The 25,330-nt window shown below is 47.7% G+C and carries 20 protein-coding genes; 19 read left to right on the top strand and 1 reads right to left on the bottom strand.

What is annotated here, in order from left to right; translation table 11 throughout:
* Window positions 1-13: 13 nt before the first annotated feature.
* From BUQ91_RS06490 to BUQ91_RS06415, 15 genes are all read left to right on the top strand, one after another.
* Complete coding sequence (locus tag BUQ91_RS06490) at window positions 14-1,177, top strand: alpha/beta hydrolase (RefSeq protein ID WP_083601163.1); 1,164 nt, start codon at window positions 14-16, stop codon at window positions 1,175-1,177.
* Window positions 1,178-1,237: 60 nt separating this feature from the next.
* Complete coding sequence (locus tag BUQ91_RS06485) at window positions 1,238-1,675, top strand: rhodanese-like domain-containing protein (protein WP_072830396.1); 438 nt, start codon at window positions 1,238-1,240, stop codon at window positions 1,673-1,675.
* A 75-nt stretch (window positions 1,676-1,750) separates the two neighbouring features.
* On the top strand, window positions 1,751-3,028 hold the full coding sequence (gene ribD / locus BUQ91_RS06480) for a bifunctional diaminohydroxyphosphoribosylaminopyrimidine deaminase/5-amino-6-(5-phosphoribosylamino)uracil reductase RibD (RefSeq protein ID WP_074208579.1): 1,278 nt from the start codon (window positions 1,751-1,753) through the stop codon (window positions 3,026-3,028).
* Window positions 3,029-3,031: 3 nt separating this feature from the next.
* The gene (locus BUQ91_RS06475) at window positions 3,032-3,973 is read left to right on the top strand and encodes a hypothetical protein (protein ID WP_074208578.1); all 942 of its coding nucleotides are present in this window, start codon (window positions 3,032-3,034) and stop codon (window positions 3,971-3,973) included.
* A gap of 95 nt (window positions 3,974-4,068) precedes the next feature.
* Window positions 4,069-4,668 carry a riboflavin synthase gene (locus tag BUQ91_RS06470; RefSeq protein WP_074208577.1) on the top strand — a complete coding sequence of 200 codons (600 nt, stop codon included), beginning with the start codon at window positions 4,069-4,071 and terminating at the stop codon, window positions 4,666-4,668.
* Window positions 4,655-5,902, top strand: coding sequence for a bifunctional 3,4-dihydroxy-2-butanone-4-phosphate synthase/GTP cyclohydrolase II (locus tag BUQ91_RS06465; RefSeq protein ID WP_074208576.1), 1,248 nt, complete (start codon window positions 4,655-4,657; stop codon window positions 5,900-5,902). Before BUQ91_RS06470 ends, BUQ91_RS06465 begins: the two co-directional genes overlap by 14 nt.
* A gap of 1 nt (window position 5,903) precedes the next feature.
* Window positions 5,904-6,371, top strand: a complete 468-nt coding sequence (ribH, locus tag BUQ91_RS06460) for a 6,7-dimethyl-8-ribityllumazine synthase (protein ID WP_072830534.1) — start codon at window positions 5,904-5,906, stop codon at window positions 6,369-6,371.
* Between the two features lie 2 nt (window positions 6,372-6,373).
* Complete coding sequence (nusB, locus tag BUQ91_RS06455; RefSeq protein WP_072830406.1) at window positions 6,374-6,814, top strand: transcription antitermination factor NusB; 441 nt, start codon at window positions 6,374-6,376, stop codon at window positions 6,812-6,814.
* A gap of 5 nt (window positions 6,815-6,819) precedes the next feature.
* Window positions 6,820-10,050, top strand: coding sequence for a glycosyltransferase family 117 protein (locus BUQ91_RS06445; RefSeq protein WP_083601161.1), 3,231 nt, complete (start codon window positions 6,820-6,822; stop codon window positions 10,048-10,050).
* Window positions 10,051-10,065: 15 nt separating this feature from the next.
* Window positions 10,066-11,004 carry a glycosyltransferase family 2 protein gene (locus BUQ91_RS06440; RefSeq protein WP_074208575.1) on the top strand — a complete coding sequence of 313 codons (939 nt, stop codon included), beginning with the start codon at window positions 10,066-10,068 and terminating at the stop codon, window positions 11,002-11,004.
* Between the two features lie 33 nt (window positions 11,005-11,037).
* Window positions 11,038-11,751, top strand: coding sequence for a polyprenol monophosphomannose synthase (locus BUQ91_RS06435; protein ID WP_072830410.1), 714 nt, complete (start codon window positions 11,038-11,040; stop codon window positions 11,749-11,751).
* Between the two features lie 65 nt (window positions 11,752-11,816).
* Complete coding sequence (locus BUQ91_RS06430; RefSeq protein ID WP_074208574.1) at window positions 11,817-13,463, top strand: glycosyltransferase family 2 protein; 1,647 nt, start codon at window positions 11,817-11,819, stop codon at window positions 13,461-13,463.
* Between the two features lie 65 nt (window positions 13,464-13,528).
* The gene (locus BUQ91_RS06425; RefSeq protein WP_072830414.1) at window positions 13,529-13,786 is read left to right on the top strand and encodes a Trm112 family protein; all 258 of its coding nucleotides are present in this window, start codon (window positions 13,529-13,531) and stop codon (window positions 13,784-13,786) included.
* On the top strand, window positions 13,783-16,527 hold the full coding sequence (locus tag BUQ91_RS06420; RefSeq protein WP_074208573.1) for a tetratricopeptide repeat protein: 2,745 nt from the start codon (window positions 13,783-13,785) through the stop codon (window positions 16,525-16,527). Before BUQ91_RS06425 ends, BUQ91_RS06420 begins: the two co-directional genes overlap by 4 nt.
* A gap of 1 nt (window position 16,528) precedes the next feature.
* Window positions 16,529-17,629: a type IV pilus twitching motility protein PilT gene (locus tag BUQ91_RS06415; protein WP_072830418.1), complete on the top strand. Its 1,101-nt coding sequence runs from the start codon at window positions 16,529-16,531 to the stop codon at window positions 17,627-17,629.
* 104 nt (window positions 17,630-17,733) lie between these two features.
* On the opposite strand, the gene BUQ91_RS06410 is transcribed toward BUQ91_RS06415, so the two are convergent.
* Window positions 17,734-19,800: a carbohydrate-binding domain-containing protein gene (locus tag BUQ91_RS06410; protein ID WP_074208572.1), complete on the bottom strand. Its 2,067-nt coding sequence runs from the start codon at window positions 19,798-19,800 to the stop codon at window positions 17,734-17,736.
* Window positions 19,801-20,038: 238 nt separating this feature from the next.
* Here BUQ91_RS06410 and BUQ91_RS06405 point away from each other — a divergent pair, with 238 nt between their 5' ends.
* From BUQ91_RS06405 to BUQ91_RS06390, 4 genes are all read left to right on the top strand, one after another.
* On the top strand, window positions 20,039-21,616 hold the full coding sequence (locus BUQ91_RS06405; RefSeq protein WP_254842265.1) for a capsule assembly Wzi family protein: 1,578 nt from the start codon (window positions 20,039-20,041) through the stop codon (window positions 21,614-21,616).
* Between the two features lie 30 nt (window positions 21,617-21,646).
* A complete protein-coding gene (locus BUQ91_RS06400) occupies window positions 21,647-22,936 on the top strand; it encodes a U32 family peptidase C-terminal domain-containing protein (protein WP_072830424.1) in 1,290 nt (429 codons plus the stop codon).
* 27 nt (window positions 22,937-22,963) lie between these two features.
* Window positions 22,964-23,437 (top strand): hypothetical protein, encoded by a 474-nt coding sequence (locus BUQ91_RS06395; RefSeq protein ID WP_072830426.1) that lies wholly within the window; start codon window positions 22,964-22,966, stop codon window positions 23,435-23,437.
* A gap of 432 nt (window positions 23,438-23,869) precedes the next feature.
* A complete protein-coding gene (locus BUQ91_RS06390; RefSeq protein WP_072830428.1) occupies window positions 23,870-25,330 on the top strand; it encodes a DnaA ATPase domain-containing protein in 1,461 nt (486 codons plus the stop codon).

Raw genomic sequence — 25,330 nt, 5'->3', positions numbered from 1 at the left:
GTATTATGTAGCCATGAAAAAATTTAAAATAATCGTTATGATTATTCTGCTGATGCTCTTTTTTATTGCATCGGCGGTTTATGTGTATTATGTGAATGCCGAAGCTATGCGTGATGTGCAAATTGATTGTACTTCCGTTATAGATGTACATCCCGATGTCATTGAAAAATCTTTGTCGCATGTGCAGACCGACATGGAACTCGGCGAACCTTTTAAAGTCTACCCGATTGAGACAAGCCCCGATAGTCAAGAGGTGTTCCGTTCGACTCTTGTCGAGTATCCTTTTGGGAGTTCTCCGCGTGCCGATTCGGGGAACAATGTAAGTCTGCGTGGGATTATTCTGTACGTACATGGCTACAATGATTACTATTTCCAAAAAGAACTTGCCGAAAAAGCGGATTCTGCTGGCTTTGCTTTCTTTGCTATCGATTTGCATTATTGCGGACGCTCGTATGTCTCGGATGAGCCACGTGCCGATTTTCGTAATATCAAGGAATTCTATGCGGAACTGGATGTGGCCGTTGAACTCAGCAAGAAAATTGCTGTAGATGATTACGAAGAAGCGGAACATATTCCGTATATTATCATTGGACATTCTCAGGGCGGTTTGATTTCATCGCTGTATATAAATGATCGAAGCGAAGAAAAATTTGCGGCGCTTGTTCTCAATAGTCCTTTCTTGGACATGAATTTCAATTGGTTCATGCGCAAAATTGGCTTGCCTTTGATTTCTGAAATTGCTTTGTTCGTGCCTGATTTTGCCGTGAATACATCGGGTGATCCGAATTATGCGAGTTCGTTATTAAAGAGAGAACGGGGAGAATGGGAATTCAATGAAACTGTAAAAAGCTATGCCCGTCCGACTCAACATTTGGGCTGGCTCCGCGCTGTTATGAATGGCCAGGCGAGAGTCCATTCTAAGTTGAATATCAAGTCTCCGATACTTGTGATGCATAGCGGTTGTTCTGTTGAACAAGAGCTATGGACTGATGACTATAAGCGTTGCGATGGTGTCTTGAACGTGGAGCATATTGAAGAATGGGCCCCGAATCTTGGAGAAAAGGTGACGACTCGAGTCATTCAGGATGGTCTCCATGATTTGTATCTTTCCCGTAAGGATGTTCGCGACAAAGCGTATCGTGAAACTTTTGAGTTTATTGAAGGTCACTTAAAATAGGTGCCTGAAAAAATTATTGTAATTGCTATTTTTAACAAAGAAATTCAAGGAGTTAGGCTGATGAATAAATTTTTAGCTATTTCTTTCTGTGCAATGTTGCTTGCTACGGCCTGCAATTCTTCCGAAGAACCGAAACCGCAGGCTGTTGTAAATAAGGTCGAAGCAGTGCAGCCGGCTGCAGCTGTTGCTGAACAACCTGCAGCAACGGTAACGACGATTGATTGGAATAAGGCTTTGGAAATGAACAAGTCTGGAGCCCTTCTTATTGACGTGCGTACTCCGGCTGAAGTGGAAAAAGGTAAGGCTTCGCCTGCTGCAATTAACATTCCTCTCCAGGAAATTCCTCAGCGCTTGAGCGAATTCCCGAAGGATAAGGACTTGCTGATTTATTGCCGTAGTGGCAAGCGTAGCATGGCTGCTTCGAGATTCCTCATTGAAAATGGCTATACCCGCGTGTTCAATATTGACGGCGGAATTATGGCTTTGCCGCAGAAGTAAACGTTTACCCTTAGAGTGTATTCTTGGCTGTCATCCCGGCTTTATGCCGGGATCGCCATCTTGGATTGCTAAAACATGACTCCAGAAATCACAAACTACATGCAATTCGCCTTGCAACAGGCGTTTTTGGCAATTGGCGTGAGTCGCCCGAATCCGGCGGTGGGCGCTGTTGTTGTGAAGGATGGAATTGTCGTAGGGAAGGGGCATACGCAAAGTCCCGGAAGTGCTCATGCCGAAGTTATGGCGTTACGCGATGCGGGGGAACTCGCATGCGGCGCCTCTATTTTTGTGACTTTGGAACCATGTTGCCATTACGGTCGCACACCGCCTTGCACCAAGGCTATTATCGAAGCCGGAATCCAGAAAGTTTATTTTGCACATTCCGACCCGAATCCCGTTGTGCATGGAAAGTCCCGTGCAATCTTAGAAGAAGCGGGAATCGAAGTGCACGAAGGCGTGGATGCTTGCATTTGCGCCTGCGTTGAGGATTGTCCGAATGGCGAATCGTCTACGGAATGTCGCGTTTTTGAATTTCGAAGCATGTCGCCCGAAGACCGTGCGTTGCGCGAGGGCGAAGGGCGAGAAGTTTTCCGCGAAGTCGAGCGATTCTTTGAAGCATACGATTATTTTGTGCGCACTAAACGTACGTTTGTTGAGGTCAAGTCTGCGGTTTCGCAGGATGGCTTTATGGGATGTGCCGATGCGCATGGAATGCATTTGCCGATTGCAATCACGAAACCCGGTGCCAATTGCTGGAATCATGAACTCCGTGCAATGAGCGATGCCGTGCTTGTTGGCGCAGGGACGCTCCTTGCCGATAACCCAAGTTTGAATGTGCGCTATGCGGATGGTAACGACCCCGTTAAAGTGATTTGGGCGGGACATCATGAATTTACTGCTGATGAAATCACGCATCTGGTGGTGTTCTCGTCGAAAAATTCAAAGACATTGGTGTATTCATGTGTAGCGCAGCCGAATTTGCCGGATACGTTCGTTTTAAGTCATGAAACATTTGCCGAAAATTGGCTCGAAATGATTGGTGATTTGTCCGCTCGCGGAATGCATCGTTTAATGGTGGAACCGGGCGCAGGCCTTGCACGTGAACTATTTAATAGCGAACATCGCGACCTCTTGCAAAGTCAAAATGCGCAGTCTCAAAATTCTCAGCCTCTTTGGAATCGCCTTGATTTGTGGCGTTCGACAGATTCTCTTGTTGATGAAAAAATAGAAGAACTTATTGAACAAGGCGCTGTGAAATATGGGCTTGAATACCCTGAATTGCCTGCCAATATCGTCGCCAAAGAATCTGCCGTCATTGGCCCTGATGTACTGACGGTGTATTATCCAGGATAAAATATGAAGTTTCTCGCTTCTTTAATTTTATTCTTTGTGGTTAGTGCTTTTTCTAATAATACACAATACGAATGGACTGATGAAAATGGCTGCTCGTATTGCCTTTATGGATATATAAAAGATGGAAAATGCGTGCATCCTGGCAAAAGTCAATGGCACTATGGTTATGAAGAGGGCTATCGTTTATTTCCTGAATTGAGTTTTAGAGAGCTAAATAATAATTTTTACTTGGCTAATTATTCTTACAGATCTACGTTTCATGTTTATTGTGAAAACGTTACAAATTATTGCAAGACTATAAAAGATCCTATGGCTGTAAAGTTGATGCCATCTTTGAAGGATCGGAAGTCCTTGTGTAAAGAACAAAGTAAAAAATCTAAAAATATAGGCTTGTTCTATGACATGCCTATACCTCGTGAAGATTTAGAGTTCCTCTGCGACTTTGTGAAGTTTAATAATAAAAAATCATACATTGAAGTTTTGGATACCGGAATTTGCCCTGTTCGGATGAATATTGGTCTAAAAGGGGTTCAACGAACGCTTACGTTCTTCTTTGGTAATTTACGTGTGACGAGGGATCAGAAAAAGTTTAGAATTATGAGTGAATATGTTTTTTATCAAACGTTCGATCATCAAAATCGTAAATCCAGACATTTTTATAGTGACTATAATTACGGGGCTTATAAGAAAAACTTTTTCACACTCGGCGAATGTTCCCTTTCAAATTGCGAAATTCTGAATTATGTCGGAGAACAACTTCAGGATTTCGATATCAAATGCAACTTTATTAAAAAGAAGGATAACGAGGGAAATGTGACGGTCCTTTCAGAGGGCGTATGCCCTATAGAAGTCTTGGATAAGGATGGCAAAAAACAGGTATATCGCGTGCGCTCCGTTAAAGACGGTGACTCCTATAAACTGCTAATGACCAATAAGCAAAAGTAACCCGTTCTTACTCCTAGCAACTAGCGCCTTTTTGGCGCCTTACTGTGTCCGCAGTTGCGGCTCAAAAATGAGAAAAATTCTATATTTGCCCGCGTATGTTTACGGGTATAATTCAAGCAACCGGCGAAATCGTTTCCCTCGAAAATAGGGGAGACGCGCTTACCATGCGCATGAAGTCGCCGGGATTCTTCAAAAACAGCAAACTGGGCGACAGCATTGCCAATAACGGCGTGTGCCTCTCCGTTGAAAACTGTACCGATGACGAAGCTACGTTCTGTCTCATGCACCAGACCGTCGTGAATACGTCCTTCAAGCAGGCAAAAGTCGGGGATCTCGTGAATCTCGAGTATCCTTGCCGTGCCGATAGCTTTATGGGCGGTCACTTTGTGATGGGGCATGTCGACTGCACTACCGAAGTTTTGCGTGTTACCCCGCGCGAAACGGGTGTCGAGGTCGATTTGGCTTTGCCGCAGGACCTGCGCCGCTACGTGATTCGCCGTGGATCGATCACCTTGAACGGCATTAGCCTTACGGTTGCCGAAAAAGGGGAGGATTACATCCGCGTCTGCATTATTCCCGAAACTTTAGCCCGCACGAATCTCAGAAACTGGGTGCCTGGCACCGTGGTCAATGTCGAGGTCGACATGTTGGGCAAATATATTGAAAACTATCTAAAGGAACGTGACCTTGCTTAATACGATTGAAGAGGCCATTGAGGATTTCAAGAACGGCAAGTTCTTGGTCGTGGTTGATGACGAAGACCGTGAAAATGAGGGCGATTTCATTATCGCCGCCGAAAAGATTACTCCCGAAAAGGTGAACTTCATGCTCCACGAGGGGCGTGGCGTGCTTTGCTGCCCGCTTCCGATTTCTCGCTGCCGCGAATTGAATCTCACGCGTCAGACTGCCGAAAACACTTCCATGCTCGGGACTCCGTTCACCGTCATGGTCGATAAGCTCGAAGGCTGCACCACGGGTGTTTCCGCCCATGACCGTGCCGCGACGATCCAGGCTCTTGCCGATCCGAATTCCAAGCCCTCGGACTTTGGCCGTCCGGGTCACATTTCTCCGCTTTACGCCCAGGAAGAAGGCGTTTTGCGCCGTGCAGGCCACACCGAAGCCGCTGTGGACCTCGCTCGCCTTGCCGGACTTCGCCCGGCTGCCGCCCTCATCGAAATCATGAACGAAGACGGCACGATGGCCCGTATGCCGCAGCTCCAGGAAGTCGCCAAGAAGTTCGACCTCAAGATTATCTCCATCCACGACTTGATTGACTACCGCTTGCGTAACGAAAAGTTGGTGCAGCGCGTTGCCGCCCCGCACGTTTCGACCAAGTACGGCGATTTTACAGCTTATGCTTACCGCAGCAAGACTGATGGCGTCGAACATGTGGCTTGGGTTGCCGGAAATCCGGATTTTTCAAAGCCTGTTTATGTGCGTGTTCACAGCGAATGCCTCACGGGCGACATTTTCGGTAGCCTCCGTTGCGATTGCGGCGACCAGCTTGCCGCTGCGATGAAGTTCATTGGCGAACATGGTGGCGTGTTCCTTTACATGCGCGGTCAGGAAGGCCGTGGTATTGGTCTTTGCAACAAGCTCCGCGCTTATGAATTGCAAGAAAAGGGTATGGACACGGTCGAGGCGAACCTCCACCTTGGGTTCAAGTCCGACTTGCGCCAGTATGGTACGGGTGCCCAGATTTTGGCAGACCTCGGTGTGAAGGAAATGCGACTCCTCACGAATAACCCGAGCAAGATTTCTGGCATTTCCGCTTATGGCTTAAAGATTGTGGAACGTGTGCCTATCGAAGTCAAGCCGAACAACATCAATCGTTTTTATCTGCGCACCAAGAAAGAAAAGATGGGCCACGAACTCCATCTTGACAATGCGGATCATGGCGCAGCCGAAGTTTTAGATGAAGGAAAATAAGATGAAAGAATTCAAAAATTCCCTCAATGGTTCTAACTTGAAAGTGGCAATTGCTGTTGCCCGCTTTAACGAAGTCGTGACGGATCGTCTGCTCGAAGGCGCTGTCCGCGAACTTGAAACGCTCGGTGTTGCAAGCGACGATATCGCTGTAGCTCATGTGCCGGGTGCTTTTGAACTGCCGGGCCTTTGCCGCAGGTTTGTAGATTCAGGCAAGTACGATGCCGTGATTGCTCTCGGCGCCGTTATCCGTGGCGAAACGGGGCACTACGACGTGGTTGTGAACAATTCGACGGGTGGCATCGCTTCTCTCGCTGCCGAAGGCAAGATTCCTGTGATTCTCGGAATCTTAACGACCGATACGGTCGACCAGGCGATGAACCGTGCTGGCCTCAAGGCCGGGAACCTCGGTTGCAATTGGGCAAGAACAGCCGTTGAAATGGTAAATCTTTACAAGCAGATTGGGAAATAATTATGGCACAAGTAAGTTTTAGACCTGCTCGCGTTTTTGCGATGCAGTTGCTTTACGCAATGGAAATTTCTGGCGGTACGGTTGCTGATGCACTCCCGGGCGTTTTGGAAGCCCAGCCGCTCCAGGACAACATGAAAAAGTACGGCATGAAGCTTGTCGACTTGGTCCTTGCTCACAAGGCCGAACTCGATTCTGAAATCGAAGCTTGCTCCGCTCATTGGGGAATTGAGCGTATGGCGACTCTTGACAGGATTGTTCTCCGCATCGCGATGGTCGAACTTTTGTATGTTACCGAAGTCCCGATGAAGGTTGTCATTTCTGAAGCGGTGCAGATTGCTGCGAAGTTCAGCACGGATTCCTCGAGTACGTTCGTGAACGGACTCTTGGCCGGATTCATGCAGAAGCGTGGCATGGTTGCAAACAATACTAAGAAGGATGCATAATAGTTATGAAGATGAATGAAAAGTGGTATAAACACCTTTTTGCTGGAATTGCTGGTTTTGTAGCCTTGATTGTCTACATGATGACGATGGCCCCGACGGTCTCTTTCTGGGACTGCGGTGAATTCGTCGCTTGCGCCAATACGCTTGGTATTCCGCATCCTCCTGGAACTCCGTTCTTCGTATTCTTTGCCCGTGCAGTGATTCTCCTTTTGCCGTTCGTGGGTGAAATTGCAAAGCGTGTGAACTATATCTCCGTGATAAGTTCTGCAGCGACCGTCTATGTGACTGCCCTCTTTGCGTGGGAACTTTTGTCGACGGTCCTCAAGACCGATGCCTTGGCCGCAAAGATTTCCGAAAAGATGCGCATGTATGTGCTGGGGACTGCAGCCCTTGTCGCTGGATTCCTCCTCACGTTCTCCGATACGTTCTGGTTCAACGCTGTCGAAGCAGAAGTTTATGGCGTTGCCATGCTTATTTTGATGCTTGTTTCTTACCTCGGCTTGGTGTGGTACAACAAGCGCGAAGAAGCAAGTAGCGATAGAATCCTCATCTTCATTTGCTATATCGCATTCCTTGGCGTAGGCGCTCACCTTTACACGATGCTCACGGTTCCGGCTGTATTTGCACTTCTTCTTATCGCTCAGCCGAAAAAGATTCCGGAACGTTTGCCAATCTGGATTACGGGTACGCTTCTTTGCTCCGTGATTTACCAGGTGTCTTCTTTCATCGAAATATCTTTCCTTTGCCTTTTAGCCTTGGGCCTTATTCTTGGTGCTGCCAAGTTCGTTGGACTTAACCTCGTTCGTAGCACTTTGGTTGGCTTGGCTATTTTGCTCGCCGTTGCTTTGCACATGATTACGGGTGGCTGGCTTGCTACTTTCATCATTCTCATTGTCTTGTTCATTGCTGGTTATGCTTTGTATGCCGTGCTTGGTTGGAAGATTCCAAAGTCCAATGAAGGCGCTCTGAAGCGCAGTCTCCTCCTTTCTGTTGCTTTTGCTTTCTTCGCTTTGGTCGGTTACAGCACTCATCTTTACATCCCGATCCGTTCGGAACTCAACCCGACGATTGACGAAAACGATCCTGAATTCAATATTCGCGATGAACAGGGCAACCTCCAGTTGAGCAACCTTTTGGATAGCAAGAACTGGGAAGCCTTTAATGCCTTTATTGAACGTAAGCAGTACGGTTCCGAAAGCATGATTACTCGTGCATTCTACCGTCGTTCTCGCCTTGCTCACCAGGTGCTCTCTTTCCCGAGCATGAGTTATGGTGGTTACCAGATGGCCCAGTACTTGCCGACTAAGGTAGGTGGGGTGAACTATGCTAACGGTGTTTACACGTTTGACGCTTCCGAAAACGAACCGATTGAACGTTTCGGAATCAGCTTCCCGACGCAGATGTCGTTCATGGGCGATAATGTTGCATGGCAACTCATATTCTTCTTGATATTTAATGGTCTTCTTGTCGCTGTTTGCGTATATGTCTGCAAGCGTAACAGGCATGTGGGTGTATTTATTTCGACCCTTTATGCGCTTTGCTCCTTGGGACTTCTGTTCTACATCAACTTTGCTGATGGTTCCCGCATGGAACAGCGCGACCGCGAATACTGGGTCAATGCAATGACTCGCAATGTGGCGGATTTGAACAACTCTGGTGCTGGAATTTCGGCCCTCCCGGATCCGAACGAACTTATTGACCTTCGCCAGACAATCGAAACTTCTAAGTATGCGATTGAAAGACTTCGCATGCACAATGCTCCGGCTAACCGCATTGCTGAATACGAAAAGAAGATTAGCGATGCCGAAAACACCACGGCTTGGAAAAACTGGCAGAAGATTGAAGAAAACTTCGCCCGCTTTGGCCAGCGTGCTCCGTTCCCGGAAGCAGTACACATGGAAGTGCGCGAACGTGACTACTTCTATACGCCGGCATTCATTTTCATGAGCATGATTTACGGTATTGGCGCCGGTATCCTCGTGCTGCTTGCGGCTACATCTGTAACGACTGCCGCTTTTGCATCTCCGATTGCTGCAGTACTCGTGCTCGTTTCGCTCATCGTTCCGTGCGTTTCGAACTACAAGGAACATGACCGCTCTGGTCTCTGGGTTCCCTGGGATTACGCTTACAACCTCCTCAACAGCTGCCGTCCGAACGCAATTCTTTTCACGAATGGCGATAACGACACGTTCCCGTTGTGGTTTGCTCAGGAAGTTGCTGGTGTCCGTAAGGATGTGCGCGTGGTGAACCTTTCCTTGGGCAACACGGATTGGTACATCAAGCAGATGCTCACGAACGAACCGATTCTCAAGCTCTCTTACACCAAGGAAACCATTGATAACGACATGGTCCTTGATAACAGCAGCGCCAATAACCCGAATCATCTTGTTTCTACTTGGATCCGCAAGGCTGAAACCCTCAAGCCGAAACTCAAGGAACGCATTGACCAGATGGAAGCTAAGGGCAACCTTTCTGAGGCAGATTCTGCTAAGCTTCTTCAGTTCAAGGTGAACTATCAGGTTTGGGATGCCTTTATTGATTGGGCTAAGAGAAATCGCGCTAGCATGATGCTCACGCAGAATAAGCTCGTGATTGACCTTGCTCTCCAGAATATGGATCGACCGATTGAAATTTCGACGACTGTTGGTTCTTCGAACTTTATGGGTCTTGAAAAGTACATGGTCCAAGAAGGTATGGTCTACAACTTTGTGAAGGGTGATCTTACCCCGAAGCAGAATGCTTTTGATGCAGCAAAGACTGCTGCCCTCATCGATAGCGTTTACAAGTTCCGCGGTCTCGGTGACGGTTCTGCTTTCATCAACTCCGAAACAGAACGCCTCCTCAGCAGCTATGTCTCGCTCTACTTGCAGATTTCTTTCGATGCACGCGAAAAGATTGCGGCGCTCGTGACCAAGAAGCCGTTTACCAAGGCCGACAAGGACGAAGTGGAACGTCTTGCTTTGAATGCCGCAAAGTATCTTGAACTCGGCATTCAACAGTTCCCGAGAGAATGGCGCAACTACTGGGCTGCATCCTATGTCTATGCCTCTGCAGGCATGAAGTCTAAGGCGGTCGATGTCGTGAAGCGCGGTCTCGAAAGCATTCCGTCTTACGATATTCCGGGCCACAGTCGTCTTTCTATGAGCCTTCAGCAGATTGAAGCCATTAGGGACGAATCTCTCAAGGTTGACGAAGAACCAGCTCCAGCTACTGAAGCCGTTCCCGCCGTTAATTAATTTCGAGGTTGTGCAATGGATTTGAGCTTGGTTATCCCTGTTAAGGAAGAAAGTGAAAATCTTCCTCAGTTGTTTAAGGAAATTTGGGCCGCAATTGAACCGACCGGTATGGAGTTCGAGGTTATCGCGATTGATGACGGTAGCCGCGATAATACCTGGGAGGTCATCGAAGAACTTTCTAAGGAATTTGGTGCAAAGCCAAAGTCTTCGGTAAGTGCGTTCCGTTTCCAGTTCAACTGCGGCAAGGCCGCCGCACTCGCTCTTGGTTTTTCCAAGGCTCGTGGCAGGTACGTTGCAACGCTCGATGGCGACTTGCAGGATGACCCGCTCGAAATTCCGAAGATGATCAAGATTCTCGAAAGCGGTTACGATCTTGTTTCGGGGTGGAAAATCCGCCGCTTGGATCCGTGGCACAAGACGATGCCGTCGAAGTTGTTCAATTTGACGGTTTCGATTGTCTGCGGCAAGCGTCTCCATGATTTCAACTGCGGTATCAAGGCGTACCGTAATTCCGTAGTCCGCTTTATCCAGCTTTATGGCGACTACCACCGCTTTATTCCGGTGATGGCCAAGTGGCAGGGCTTCCGCATTACTGAAATGCCGGTTGCTCACCGTGCCCGTGTTCATGGCGTTTCGAAGTATGGCGTTTCCCGTCTGGTGAGCGGATTTTTGGATCTCGTCTCCTTGATGTTCATGCGTAGCTTCTCCTCCAAACCGCTTCATTTCTTTGGTCTTGTCGGGCTGTTGTTGCTTGCTTTGGGCCTTGGCATTTGCGGTTATTTTGGCTATGAATGGATTCAGACAGGGGAGATGCATGTGCGTCCGCTCTTGTTGGCGGGTGCATTCTCGCTAGTGATGAGCGTTCAATTCTTTTCGCTTGGTCTTCTTGGCGAAATGATGAACGGAAATAGAAAACGATCCTATCCTGTTTCTGACTCGATTGGTGAATTGTAATTTTGTATAGATTTGTGTTTAGAGAGGTATTTAATGGCGTTCCCTAAGAGTTTGGTGATTGTTCCCACCTACAATGAGAAGGAGAATATTCTTCTCATCATGTCGGCGATTTTGGAACAGAATGATTGTCTTGAAATTCTTGTTGTGGACGATGGTTCGCCGGATGGAACGGGGGACCTTGTTCAGGCCGAAGCCGACAAGAATCCTAGAATCCACTTGCTTCGCCGCAAGGGTAAGATGGGACTCGGTTCCGCTTACGTGATGGGCTTCAAGTGGGCGCTAGAACGTGATTATGAACGCGTGTTCGAAATGGATGCAGACTTTAGCCATGCTCCGACGGACTTGAACAGATTCTTGGAAACTGCCGAAGATGCTGACCTCGTGCTTGGTAGCCGTTATCAGGATCACCGCATCAGCGTGGTGAACTGGGACCTTCGCCGTCTAATCCTCAGCTATGGTGCAAACGTCTATACACGACTTGTGACGGGCCTCCCGATTAGCGATGCCACGGGTGGTTTCAAGTGCTTCCGCCGTGAAGCATTGCAGGCCTTGAACCTCGACAAGATGAAGAGTGACGGATACTGCTTCCAGATTGAAACGACCTTCAAGATTTGGAAGAAGGGGCTCCGCGTCAAGGAAATCCCCATCATCTTTACGGACCGCACCCGTGGTACCTCCAAGATGAGCGGCGGAATCATCTCCGAAGCATTCTTCCTCGTGCTCAAGCTTCGTCTCGGACTCGCGTAGTTCTGCATCTCGTCATCCTGAACGCGTAAGCGTGAAGGACCCTGTAAAGTTTGGAATTGTCTATTATGCTTTCTTGTTCTGTCATTATCATTGCTTATAATTCTTGCGACTTCATTCCGGCATGCCTCAAGTCTGTGCGCGATGCTTGTGAAGAAATCGATTCGCAGATTATCGTTCTGGATAACGGTTCCACCGAACCGATTATTCCCGAAATCAAGAACTTCTTCCCGGAAGTGGAATGGATTGACTCCAAGGAAAATTTGGGCTTTGGTAAAGGCTGTAACCTCGCTGAAAAGCATGCGACTAAGCCGTACCTGTTCTTCATCAATCCGGATACGATCATTTCGAAGAACGCTTTCCGCGAAATGCTCCAGTTTATGGAAGAACATCCGGATGCAGGTACTGTCGGTTGCCGAATTCTGAACGAAGACGGAACGCTCCAATGGGCATGCCGCCGCTCTTTCCCGACGATTGTTTCTGCAGTGTCGAAGACGATTGGTCTTGCTGCACTTTTCCCGAAGAGCAAGACACTCGCCAGCTATAACATGACGTACGCCGATCCGGACGAGATGATTGAAGTCGATGCCGTGAGTGGCTCGTTCTTCTGCATCCGTCGCGATGTTTATGAAAAGCTGAACGGCTTTGACGAAGACTACTTCATGTACGGTGAAGACTTGGATCTCTGTTTCCGGACGAAGCAGATGGGTCTCAAGAACTATTACACGCCGGTCACGAATATTCTGCACTTTAAGGGACAGAGTTGCCGTACACGCCGTTGGGGTTCCTACGTGGACTTCTACAAGGCTATGCTTATCTTTGTGAAAAAGCACAAAGATCTTTACTTTGTTCCGAACTTCCTCGTGTCTTTCGGTATTTTATTTGCGGCGTTCGTGGGCATGTTCTCGCGCTTGATTCCGAAGTTCTGGAAGATGTTCCTCGATTTGGGCGTTGTGGCGCTGTGGGCACTTGTATTTTTGCCCGGTTTGGGAAACGACGGATGCATTTTTACATCCATTAAGGAATCCATCGGGGTGATAACGACTTTTGAAGACTGGTGGCTTGTTGGCTTGGTCGCCATTGTTAATATGGTCTTTCTTATTTTCCGTGGGGAATACACGGAATCCAGCCTCAAGGGCGAAAAGTTCTTGCAGTACCTTGTGCCACTGAACCTTCTTGCTGTTGGTGGGTATGAGGTATTCCGTTACTTTGCCCAATTTTCTTATGTCCCGGGAGACAAGTCTACAATCTATCCCAGTATTGGGTGGTGCGTCTATGCTGTCTGTTCCAGTCTCTTTATCCCGCTGGTTCTCCTTGCTTGGCGCCGCGTTGCATTCTGGATAAACTATTTCTACCGTATCTTTGCGAAAAAACGCCACCGCTCCATTCTGCTCGGCGGTCGCGAAGATTCCCTGAACAACTGGTTCGATAGCTACAACGTCATCCCCGGCATCGAAATTCTCGGCTGCGTGAGCGGCGAACCCGAAAAGCTCTCCGAAGAGAACCGCAAGCACCTGCTCGGGCCCCTTTCTCAGATGGAAAACATCTGCAACCGCACGGGCTGCCGTGAGCTTTTGGTAGTCTCCAATTTCTCCGGATATCGCGAAAATTTCGACATAAATTGGCTCGATAAACTCGGAATGTGCGTGTATTTGCTCATCGGAAACGGAAAAAATGGCAATTTTGCCCTTGTAAATCTCAAATATCTTCGTTAAAACGCCCTTTTTTGTAAAAATTGTGTTATTTTTTTTTATGAAATAACCGATTTAAAAAAGGTCATATGCTCGATTCTAAATTGTTAAGCATTCTTTGCTGCCCGGAAACACGTCAGCCTCTATCTCAGGCTGATGCGGATACAATCGCTCTTGTGAACAGCGCTATTCAAGCGGGTTCTGTAAAGAACGTTGCTGGTGAAAGTGTAATTGATATTTTAACTGAAGCCCTTGTGACGCCAGACGGAGCTCGTCTCTATCCGGTTCGCGAGGGAATTCCTGTACTTTTGGCGGATGAAGCTGTTCTTCTTCCATTGGAGAAATGATGGCTGTAACGTTGGATTCTCTCAAAAAGGCTGTAAAAAAGACTAAGGGGCATTCACAGGCTTTGGCCTGGCTTGCTGATATGGAACGTGCTTCGGGTGACTACGAAGCTGCGTTGAAGTTGGTCGATGAAGCTCTTGCCGCATCGCCGTCCGATGTTCCGGCTATGTTGGTGCGTGCAAAGATTTTGTCGGGTAAACAGGATTTTGCAGGGAGCATTTCTGAATATAAGAAGGTGCTCGCCAAGGACCCGTTCTGCCTGTCTGCTCATAAGAGAATGGGGGAATCCTACGATAAGCTTGGTAAAGTTGCCGAGCGTAACGCATGTTTCCGTCGTGTTCACGATATGGATCCGTTGGATGCATTCTGGAAGGATGAATACGATGTTCTGACCGAAGAAGAACAGGCAAGCATGGTTGCTCCGCCGATGGATGACGATAGTTCATTTACGATGGATGTGGACAATGATTCCGAGGTGGCTGAAGTTGCAGAAGAAGACAATGTCTTTGCAAGTCTTGCAGCATCGCTTCCGAATACGGACGAAGAAGACAACACCTCGATGGATGCTTTGCGTGATTCTTTGGATTCTGCTTCGGATGGACTTACCGAAGGCAGTTCAGATTCTGAAGGTCAGGAATTTGACGATCAAGTGTTGAATTCGTCTGAAGTGTCTTCTGCTATTTCTGGAATTTTGGGCTCGGATGACGATTTTGATATCGCAGGTCCTGCTGAAAAAGAAGAACCTGAAACATCGTCCTTGTTCTCGCATTTTGCCGATAACGAAGACAAAGAAACTTCGGACGAACAGGCGAAGTCCGAGGAATCATCCGAAGAACTTGTTGAAGAAAAGTCCAACGAAAGTTTGTTCAGCTTGGATAGTTTGGACGAACCGCAACAGGATGAACCGCAACAGGCGGAAGCCGCTGAAACGAATGTCGATGATGCATTCTCTTCGCTTTTGGGCGACGACGACTTGCCGGATGAAAAGCCTGCAGAAGAAGCGGCTGCCGAAGAACAGAAAGATTCTGCTGAAGAATCCTTGAGTGGTTTGTTCGAAAAGTCCTCGGAAAGCGAAGTTCCGCCGACGCACATGGATTTCTCGGATGAAGAATCTAGTGCAGACAATGCGGATTCCGATATACTTGATTTAGATGAAACGCCGAAGGCCGAAGAAGCTGAGGCTGAGACGAATGTTGATGATGCATTCTCTTCGCTTTTGGGCGATGATGATCTTCCGGAAGAAAAACCGGCAGAAGAATCTGAAACGGTTGCTGAAAAGCCTGTTGAAGCTGCTGAAGAAGTTGAAACTCCTGCAGAATCTGCTGTAGAAGAACCGGTAGCTGAAGAGGCTGTTACGGAAGTCCAGAACGAACCTGCTGAAGAAGAATCTTTAGGTAGCTTGTTCGAAAAGTCCGCTGATGCAGACTTTAGCATGGACGATAATGCTGATGAAGCTCCTGTAAACGAAGCTCCTGCTGAAGTTCCTGCTGCTGAAACCGAATCTTCCGAAGAAGAATCCTTGGGCGGTTTGTTCGAAAAATCTGCTGATGCAGACTTTAGTTTGGACGAAACTCCGGCTGAACAGCCGGCCGAAGAATCTTTGGCTGAGAGTGTTCCTGCGGAAGAAGAACAGCCTGCAGAAAATGCAGTGCCTTCTATGCACATGGACTTCTCGGAAGAAGAAGCTCCGTCAAAGACAGATGATGATTTTGTTCTCAATTTGGACGAAGAACCGGCTGCTGAAGAAACTGCCGCTGCGGAAGTTGCTGTAGCCGAAACACCTGCTGTTGAAGAAACTCCGGTTGCAGAAGAGGAATCCGCTGCTGAAGAAGTGGATGGCGCCTTTGATGCACTCTTTGGCGATGAAGATGCTGAAGAAAAGACCGAAGCATCGACGGAGGAAGTTGCAATATCGGAAGTGCCGACCGCTGAAGAAAAGGTTGAAACTCCGGTTGAAGCTCCTGCTGCAGAAACGGTTCCGGAACAAGTTCAGGAATCGGATCAAGAAGAAGATGTTGCTAAGGAAATGGGCGGAGCCTTCGCTTCCATGTTCGGTGATGAAGACGACATGGATTTGCCTGAAGAAAAATCGGAAGCTCCTGCCGAAGAACCTTTGAGCCAAGAAGCTACAGGTGCTGAAATTGAAGAAAGCTCTGTAAAAGAAGATGTGAAGGAAAATGTCGAAGAATCCTTCGATAACATCTTTGGTTCAGACTCTGATGATTTGCCGGAAGAAAAGACGGAAACCGTAGAGACGGCTGCACCTGCTGAAGTTGCTAAGACCGAAGAACCGGTTGCAGCTCCGGCCGCATCCGAAGCTCCTGCCGAAGTTGCTGAAGCTCCTGCTGAATCTTTTGAAAATGCACCTTCTGCTGAACTGGATTCTATTGACTCTGAAGTGTCTAATGCATTCAAGGGCCTGTTCGATGAAGATGATTCCTTGACGGAAGCTGACGAACCGAACAATAAGGGTGTTGATTACTTGATGTCGGGCGATTCCGACGATGAAGTTTCTGCAAGTCTTGTTAACGATGCCGAAGCTCCGCTTTCCCGTGGTGCTGCTGATTTGGACGATAGTCTGAATACGCGTACGCTTGCGGATATCTACATGGAACAGGGTGTCTATACCAAGGCTCTTGAAATTTATTCGGATCTTGCAAAGAAGAATCCGAATAATGCCGAAATTAAATCTCGTCTGGAAGAAGTAGAAAAACTCTGCCGCGAAAAGTTTGGAGAAGGCTAATATGGCTGAACTTCGCATCGAACAGCTCTTGCGCGAAATGGTGAACCGCAAGGCGTCTGACTTGCACCTTCGTGTGGGCGTGCCGCCGGTTTATCGTATTAACGGTACTTTGCAAAGGCTTTTTGACGTTCGTATTGATTCCGCTATGATGGATTCCTTTTTGGACGACATCATGAATCGCGACCAAAAGCAGCGTTTTGAGGCCAATAAGGAATGTGACTTTGCCGTTGGCGCACGCGATATGGGGCGTTTCCGTGTGAACGTGTTCCGCCAGCGTGGTACGATTGCTGTTGTAATCCGTCATATTAAGGCTGTTATTCCTGCATTCGAAGAACTTCATTTGCCCGAAATCATTCGCGAATTGTCTTTGACAAAGCGCGGGCTTATTCTTGTGACAGGTACGACCGGTTCTGGTAAATCGACGACGCTTGCTTCCATGATTGACTACATCAATCAGAAAGAATCCGTGAACGTCATTACTGTCGAAGACCCGATTGAATACCTTTACAAGGACAACGTGGCAATTATCTCGCAGCGTGAAATCGGCGTGGATACCCTTTCGTACGCGAACGCTCTCCGTGCGGCTCTCCGTCAGGACCCGGACGTGCTTCTGGTGGGCGAAATTCGTGACCTTGAAACCATGCAGATTGCTTTGACTGCAGCCGATACGGGTCATATGGTGTTTGCGACAATCCATACGACGAACGCCGTGGAAACGATTCACCGTGTGCTTTCGATGTATCCGCCGCACCAGCATGATGAAATTCGTCTTTTGCTAGCAGAAGTGTTGGTCGGTATTATTTCGCTTAGACTTTTGCCGACCAAGGATGGCAATGGGCGAGTGCCTGCAGCCGAAATCCTCGTGAATACGGGCGCCATCAAGGAATATATCGAAGATAAGAATAAGCTTGACATGGTGGAACAGGCGGTTGCTGAAGGCCATATTCAGTATCATAGCCAGACGTTCGACCAGGCGCTTTTGGAACTTTACCAGAACGACCAAATCTCGCTTGAAACGGCTATGAATGCTGCTACGAACCGTGATGACTTCGATCTTAAGATTCGTGGTATTTCTGGTACGTCTGACCGCGGCTGGATGTAATTAATTCGGAATTAGGAAATCGGAATTAGAAATAAAAATGGCGAGCTTAATTGCTCGCCTTTTATCTTTCGTCTGTAGGGCCGGTTAACGGCCCGTTCTTTCGTCTACTTCGTATAAACGCAGCGATCGGTACTGTTGCCGAAGCAGGTCTTGGTCATGCCGCTTACGCTGCTGATAGCGCTCGGCTGACCCACGCTAGAGACCATCTTGTTTCCGGAAAAACTCGGCTTGAATGCGATTGACGAAGTGCCGTAGTAGTTATTGGTATTGAAGCTTACGCTGTACTGCGTGCCTTCTTCGGAATTGTTCGTGCCGAAACCGAGGAGCTTTGCGTTTGAAGAAATGTTCGTGGTTCCGTCGGAATCGACCATACCGCCCATGCCACCGTTCATGCGGCATTCCACGATGATGACACCGCCGGAAATCGTAATGTCTCCATTGCTGTCGACGCCGTCTGTGTCGCCGGTGCCAACGTAAATGTAGTGGTAACCGCCCGTAACTGTGAGCTTGCCGGTGCTTCCGCTGCCAGGGCCGAAGCCTCCGCCAAAGCCGCCTGGGCCTCCGCGACCCGTGTTGCCACCGGTCGTGGTCGTAGACGTTCCGCCGGCCGCATTCCAACCGTCATCAGTGGTGATGACGCTTGTAATACCGCCTTCAAAGTGCATGTCGGGAGATTCCATGCCTTCGTAGGCGAGGGTAACGCTGATGTTCGCGTTGTCCTTCACGTAGAGAGCTTTTTCGGCATGGACGCCATCGTCGTCAGTGGCAATTGTGATTGTACCGCCAGAAACAGTGATGTTTCCACTGCTATGGAGACCGTCATCGCGGCTGTTGATATCGATAATGCCTGCGCTGATGGTGATGCTCGAATCGCCCTTGATACCCTTCATGCTTTCGGTCGGAGAGCAGGAACTGCCGCCCATACCGGGGAATCCGCCCATGCCGCCGCGGCCGCCTGTGCTGCCGGTATTGCTTGTGGGATCGCTAAGGCAGCTGTGGCCGCCGCCTGCTGTAACCTTGATAGTTGGGGAGGTCGATTCTCCATTTGCGACTGTTACTGCGTTCGCTGCTGTGATGCCATCGAATGCAGAAGTGATGGTGATTTCGCCACCCGTAATTTCAATGCTTCCCTTGCCTGATGCTAAATCGGCTGCATCTTCGGTATCGCTCTTGATGCCATCGCCTTCGGTCGTGGTAATGTTGATTGTACCACCGCTGATTTCAACGGAGCTTTTACCCTTGAGACCATTGTTCTTGGCGTTGACCGTAATGAGACCGTTTTTAACCTTCAAGTCGTTGCTGGTATGGATACCGTTATTGTAATTTCCCTTGACAACGAGCGTACCTTCGCCTTTGATGGTGAGGTCGTCCTTGGCGTAAATGCAAGCGCCTGTCGTATCGGTTTTTGCTTCACCGTTATCGTTAGTGTAATTGTAGGTCTTGGTGCGGGTGGAGCCATCGCTCAAGGTGTTGGTCGTACCGTTTTTGGCGACCACGAAAGCCTTGCTTGCCTTCTGGATGTAAATCGGGGCGTCAGCGGTGTTGCTGAGTGTAAGGCCTCTCATGTTCAAGTAAACGGAAGAATCAGTCTTTGCCGTGTTCACAAGAATCTGAGCATCGTTTCCGCTGTAGTTTCCGCTAAAATCGTATTCGCCACCGCATTTGATGGTAACTGTACCGCCTGTAACGGTGACGCAGTTGCCTGCATTTGTAGCTGTGGCGCCACTTGCGGCGTAAGTGATTACAGGGCGGTTGCCCGTGTTTTCGTTAACCTGCTGGCTTGTTGTGCTAGAAGAGCTTTGTATTGTCGGGGTTGCAGAACTGCTGGAATTCGTGCTTGGCTTTGTGCCGTTGCTGCTGGATGATGCTAAAGTCGCGCTGCTGTTTGGAGCAATTGTTGCACTGCTGTTCGGTGCAATTGTAGCGCTGGATGATAAATTCAAACTTGCAGACGAGGTGGCGGTTGCGCTGCTTGTTGCGCTTTCGGAATCGCTAGAAACGACAATTTCGTCCCCAGCTCCGGCATTTGCTACAGAAGAGGAACTTTCTTCATTGACTTCACCAAATGGATTGGCAGGATTGTACAAATCAGAAGTCGAGTCCGAGCAGCCGGAGTACATTGCTAATGAAAGGCTCGAAATACAGCCCATGGTCAGAAACTTTTTATTCATAGAATATCTCCCATTCAACATTTTCTTAAAACTTATATTAGATGAATTCGCTTTTAAATATGTGAATTGTTCTTTTTTACGGACATTGAATTTTTAAGCGGAACAAAAAGTTCCGTATGGGACGAAAGTGCTCAAATTTTCCATTTTTGACGAATCCGGCGAACGAAAATGCTAAATTTTTGCAATGGTTTTTAAGAACTTTTTATCCCTTTTGTCTTGTGCTTTGCTTTGGGCGGGCGTGAGTGAGTCCTTTGCGGTTTCTCCGGTCATTGAACCCGAACGAACCTTCAATTTGCGGACTCTCGAAACGGCTCCGATGCTGTTTGAATACCATCGACAGACCATAGGAAACGAACGCCAGTACTTTACGTACCCGCGCAGGGATACGACTTTCCGCAAGAATTTCACAAAGACAGAAAGCAACGCGCTTTTGTACTTCGATAATTTACGCGGTGCCGGTATTTTGGGAAATGGACTTCAGTACAAATGTGAAAAGGGTGATTCTGCATGTGCAGCTCGTGCTCTCACTCTTGAAAACTCGATTCCGCGTGTGGCCATTGCGGCTAGCATTGTAGGCGGTATTGATTATCGTGGTGGTGAATACATTAATGATACTGATCATCGTGGCATTAGCACTAATGGTAAGACATTTGGAGATACGATTTGGCCGGGAATAGACGGTGGCATTTACGTTCGCGGTTTTGTCGATTCTTTAGATTTTGTTTTGGATGCGCGTATTTACAGCGAAGGTCATTCTGCCAAGAAACCGCGCTCTTATGACCGCGAATTTTTGGAAATTCAAAATGAATCGAAAAAGTCTGGTGCTGATTACACAAGCTATGCTCGTTATCGCACGCACTTCGCGTTTAATCATGACTGGTTGCGCCTTGATTTTGGCCGTGATGTAATGCACTGGGGACCTGGCTACTATAACAACTTGTCTTTAAACCAGTTTGCTGTTCCGTACAACATGATGAGCTTGGACTTGATGATTGGTCCTCTCCGTGTGATGAGCTTTTATGCGGACTTGCGCATTTTCCACAGCTTTGATATGGCGAACAAGGACAATACACGAAACCTCTTTGGCCACCGCTATGAACTTGCCGTAGGGAATGCTACGTTTGGTATAAGCGAACTTACGATTCTTTATGATAACATGAAACCCTGGTTGTTTGTACCGACAGCACCGTTGTTTATGGAAAAGGGTAATTTTTCGGAAAATAGCAACAATGGTTCCTTGTCTTTTGATTTTAACTATCGTTTGTTTAACACGGTGCGTCTTTATACGGAATTCTTTTTGGACGATATGGATTCCCCGATTAGCTTGATTCGCAATGATAATATTGAGGCGAAGTGGGCTTGGATGGCGGGTTTCCAGGCTGGTCATAATTTCTATTACAAAGGTCATAAGATTGAAGCGGGTACGATCTTTGAATACGCTCGCGTTGAACCTTATGTCTATTCCCATTTTAAAAAGAATACGGCCCAGATGGCTCACTTAGGGTATCCGCTCGGAAATCAGGGTGGCCCGAACAGCCGTACGATTGACTGGAATCTTTTTGCTCGTTTGGATGGCCATATCTTTGCGTCTGTCCGTCAGACTTGGTTCTGGAAAGGAACGAATTACGGTAGTGCCGTGAACGATACGACTCCCGGCTCCCATAATTTGAAGAAAAAGCACTATCTCAAAGGTGCGGAACTCCAGTATTCTTTGACTCCCGCAATCAGTTATGAAGGACAACGTTTCTCTTTTATGGGAGAACTCACGCTTATTGACGATCGCAAAGCTTACATTCGAGCCGGATTCAAATTCTAACACTTAAAACCTTATACCTAACGCCTAAAAATGAAAAAGCCTGAACTTTTAGCACCTGCGGGTGACCTTGTACGAATGAAGTATGCATTTGCTTATGGTGCAGATGCTGTATATGCGGGGCAACCGGCGTTCTCGTTGCGAGCTCGCGAAAACGGCTTCAAGAATCTTGATGACCTTGCTGAAGGCATTGCTTATGCGCATGAACATGGTAAAAAGTTCTATCTCACGAGTAATGTGATTCCGCGAAATGTTAAGGTGGAATCTTTCCAAAAGGCTTTGAATGCGGCTTTGGAACTCAAACCAGATGCCTTGATTGTGGCTGATCCGGGCTTTGTAGGCTGGCTTTTGAAGGAACATCCCGAAACGGAAGTTCATTTGTCCGTGCAGGCAAATACGACTAACTACTTAGCCGCTTCGTTTTGGAAAAACTTAGGTGTTCGTCGAATTATTTTGAGCCGTGAGCTTCGCTTGTCTGAAATTTTAGAGATAAAGAAACAAGTCCCGGACCTTGAACTTGAAGTGTTCGTTCATGGTGCTGTTTGCATGGCTATGTCTGGACGTTGTATGCTTTCGAATTGGGTGACGCACCGCGATGCGAACCAGGGCGCCTGCGATAACAGTTGCCGCATGCCGTATCGCTTGTATGCGAATTCCGGTCCTCAGGTTGAGGACTATCGCGAACACGAAGGCTCGTTTGCTCTGCAGCGCACTGACCGCCCGGAACTCGATCCGATTGCGCTCGATGAAGATACATGGGGCACCTACTTTATGAGTAGCCGTGACCTTTGCGCCTTGGATGTGATTCCTGAACTCGTGGCGGGTGGCCTTGATTCCTTCAAAATCGAAGGCCGTACGCGTTCTGTGTATTACTTGAGCCAGGTGGTGCGCGCTTATCGTATGGCAATTGATGCTGTGGCTGCCGGAAATCCAGTGCCCGAAGAAAGCCGTCGTGCGATTCGATTTGTCGATGGGCGTGGCTTTATGCCGGGATTCTTGCGTGGTCCTTTGCCGCAGAATTACGAAGCAACGCATGTGGATGCAGAAGGTGGCTGCGTGGCGGCTCAGGTGAAGGACTTTGATGAAGCTACGGGTGCATGCCTTGTGAACGTGAAAAATCCGTTCTCCATGGACGATACGTTGGAATTGATGACGCCCGATGGCATGCAAAAGTGCGAAGTTGAAGAAATGCTAGATTTCCGCGGCGCTGCCGCAGATAGGTTGAATCCGGGAACTGAAGGACGCGTTTTTTTGGGAAAAAGTACCTTAAATAACGAAAAAAACGCCAAATTCAGCTTTCTTGTGAAACATGCAAAAGTGTAGGAAACGGTAAAAAAATAGATTTGGAATATGGCTGTCGATAAAGCGACAAAAGAACAGGATGAACTTGAACTTTATCAGATTGATGATAAAGCGATTGTCCCATTCTTCCAGAAGCATCTGGAAGAATTGAAGCTGTTCATTCGTGATCATCAATGCAATGATCATCTTTGCTTGCTGGTGTTGCTAAAACAGTTTATTCGTACTTACCGCATGCCGTTCAATATGCAGCGCTATATGGAAGTCCAGAGAACTTTCATCCAGCGTTCTTTGCATGACAAGATTCAGGATCGCCAGCAGGCCGTAAGCCACTGGATTCAGGAATTTGCAGGCCGCCATCGTAACCGCATGATTCAACTGCAATGCTTGTATCTTGATCGCGTGAAGGACCGCTTGCTTCCTGAAATCGAGAAATTACTTGAAGACCGGATTGACCACTTGCAAGAAAAGCTTGGTGAAAATAACGGACAAAATAATAATCCTCCGCCTCCGCAGAATCCGTAAGTTGTAATGTTCTCTCACCATGTTTTTGCAGTGGGTCTAGGCTTCCATTTGTGGTAACAAACTGTGCATGTAACTTGTTGATTTTCATCAAGTTACATTTTTCTTATGACAAAAAAATGGCGTTTTTGAACGAATTTCGCCATTTGTATAATATTTTGTATGCTTAAAGTAAGAAAAATCTTGTCAAGGGATGTTTGAAAAAATACCTGTTGATAACTTGTGCTAATAGTAAGTGATAATTTTGTTACACATACGTTCGTAAGGGTGGTGTAAACTGGAAAAAGTCGGATAAAAAGTGTTTTCAAAAAAAAATTGCCGTTTTTGAACAAAAAACGGACAATAAAAAATTTTTTTCGTTTGGTTGCTTGTTCTTCAATTTTCCTTTCTTATTTTTTGCTTGCTCTTTTATACTCTTGATTGGTTTTTTAGATCGTGGATAATACTGTTTCTTTGTTGGATATTGCAGAGTCGCCCTGGCAACAGGTGCTCGACCGCGTGCGTTCGGAATGCAAGGACTTTTTTGGTGCCGTAATTCTTGACGCTCTTGGTTATGAGGGAATGTGCAATGGCTATGCCTTGCTTACTGTTCCTGACGAGCTTCGCGAGAACTGGGTGAATTCCCATTATGGCGATTTATTGCGCAAGTCCTTTACGGCTGTATTTGGTAGTGAATTTGTTGATTATCGCATCCGTCAGATTGCTCCTTCGGACCCGATTCCCGAAATCAAGCTCACGGTGCCGGTTATCCCGAAGGTTGTACAAGCTCCGAAACCGGTAAAGCGTCCGAAACAGGCTTTATCGCTTTATGCACGCTATACTTTTGAAAACTTTGTCGAAGGGGAGTGCAATTCCACGGCTTTCCGCGCATGCCAGGCTGTGGCCGAAAATCCGGGCGACCCGTCGTTGAATCCGCTGTTTGTTTATGGCGAAAGCGGCTTGGGCAAGACTCATTTGTTGCAATCCATTGCTGCAAAAATCCAGAAGAACCATCCTGATTATTCGATCGTCTATTGCCATGCATACGATTTTTTGCGTGATGCGACTGCAATGGCATCGGCTCTTCACAATAAGACGGGCAATGTACGTGAACTTGCCCAGAAGTTCCGTGAACGTTATGAGCTTTGCGATATTCTGTTGCTTGATGACGTTCAACTTTTGGAAAAGGGCTTGTGGACGCAGGAACGCCTTGCCATTTTGATTAGGCATTTGCGCGCCGAAGGCAAGCAGGTGGTGATTTCTTGCGACCGCCATCCGTCTAAGTTCAAGGTTGTCGATACGGATAACGAACGCAACTCTTCGAGATCCTCGATTCCGAGCATTTCCAAGAAACTCCTTACTCCGCTTGAATCCTGTGTTGCTGTGGGCCTTGATGAACCGGATTTGCTCACTCGCATGCACTTGATTAGCAAGAAATCCGAAGACTTGCCGTTTGCAAAGGCTGACCGTGAAGAAATTTGCCGTTACCTTTCGATGCCGCCTCGCAAGAATGTGCGCTTGATTGAAGGTCTTTTGAACTTCCTTGGCGCTATGAACATGTTCTGCAAGGCTGATTTGAACTTGAATAGCGTCAAGCGTCTTGTGGCTCCATCGGAACATGGTGGCCATGTGGAACTTACGTCCAAGAACATTATTGAGGCTGTAGCGTTGGAATACCGCGTTGAAGTTTGCGAACTCTCGTCCAAGCGACAGTCTGCTGCGATTTCTATGCCCCGCAAGGTGGCTATGTTCCTTTGCCGCGAACTCACGACCGATTCTCTCCAGAATATCGGCGCGATGTTCTGCAGGGACTATGCCACTGTAATCGCCGCCATAAATTCCCTAAAAAAGCAGATGGAAAAGGATGCGTCGCTCGCAAGGCGCATTCAGGATATCCGTTATATGCTGGAAGCCTAG

Origin of the sequence: Fibrobacter sp. UWB11 (assembly GCF_900143015.1) — a bacterium.
GTDB lineage: Bacteria > Fibrobacterota > Fibrobacteria > Fibrobacterales > Fibrobacteraceae > Fibrobacter.
This window is presented reverse-complemented; position numbering and strand designations above follow the sequence as displayed.

Excerpts from the sequence above, each read along its gene's own strand:
- ribD (WP_074208579.1), top strand. The coding sequence starts at position 1,751 with ATGACTCCAGAAATCACAAACTACATGCAATTCGCCTTGCAACAGGCG.
- BUQ91_RS06470 (WP_074208577.1), top strand. The coding sequence starts at position 4,069 with ATGTTTACGGGTATAATTCAAGCAACCGGCGAAATCGTTTCCCTCGAA.
- BUQ91_RS06410 (WP_074208572.1), bottom strand. The coding sequence starts at position 19,800 with ATGAATAAAAAGTTTCTGACCATGGGCTGTATTTCGAGCCTTTCATTA.
- BUQ91_RS06490 (WP_083601163.1), top strand. The coding sequence starts at position 14 with ATGAAAAAATTTAAAATAATCGTTATGATTATTCTGCTGATGCTCTTT.
- BUQ91_RS06415 (WP_072830418.1), top strand. The coding sequence starts at position 16,529 with ATGGCTGAACTTCGCATCGAACAGCTCTTGCGCGAAATGGTGAACCGC.
- BUQ91_RS06430 (WP_074208574.1), top strand. The coding sequence starts at position 11,817 with ATGCTTTCTTGTTCTGTCATTATCATTGCTTATAATTCTTGCGACTTC.
- nusB (WP_072830406.1), top strand. The coding sequence starts at position 6,374 with ATGGCACAAGTAAGTTTTAGACCTGCTCGCGTTTTTGCGATGCAGTTG.
- BUQ91_RS06400 (WP_072830424.1), top strand. The coding sequence starts at position 21,647 with ATGAAAAAGCCTGAACTTTTAGCACCTGCGGGTGACCTTGTACGAATG.
- BUQ91_RS06420 (WP_074208573.1), top strand. The coding sequence starts at position 13,783 with ATGATGGCTGTAACGTTGGATTCTCTCAAAAAGGCTGTAAAAAAGACT.
- BUQ91_RS06440 (WP_074208575.1), top strand. The coding sequence starts at position 10,066 with ATGGATTTGAGCTTGGTTATCCCTGTTAAGGAAGAAAGTGAAAATCTT.
- BUQ91_RS06425 (WP_072830414.1), top strand. The coding sequence starts at position 13,529 with ATGCTCGATTCTAAATTGTTAAGCATTCTTTGCTGCCCGGAAACACGT.
- BUQ91_RS06445 (WP_083601161.1), top strand. The coding sequence starts at position 6,820 with ATGAAGATGAATGAAAAGTGGTATAAACACCTTTTTGCTGGAATTGCT.
- BUQ91_RS06485 (WP_072830396.1), top strand. The coding sequence starts at position 1,238 with ATGAATAAATTTTTAGCTATTTCTTTCTGTGCAATGTTGCTTGCTACG.
- ribH (WP_072830534.1), top strand. The coding sequence starts at position 5,904 with ATGAAAGAATTCAAAAATTCCCTCAATGGTTCTAACTTGAAAGTGGCA.
- BUQ91_RS06395 (WP_072830426.1), top strand. The coding sequence starts at position 22,964 with ATGGCTGTCGATAAAGCGACAAAAGAACAGGATGAACTTGAACTTTAT.
- BUQ91_RS06435 (WP_072830410.1), top strand. The coding sequence starts at position 11,038 with ATGGCGTTCCCTAAGAGTTTGGTGATTGTTCCCACCTACAATGAGAAG.
- BUQ91_RS06475 (WP_074208578.1), top strand. The coding sequence starts at position 3,032 with ATGAAGTTTCTCGCTTCTTTAATTTTATTCTTTGTGGTTAGTGCTTTT.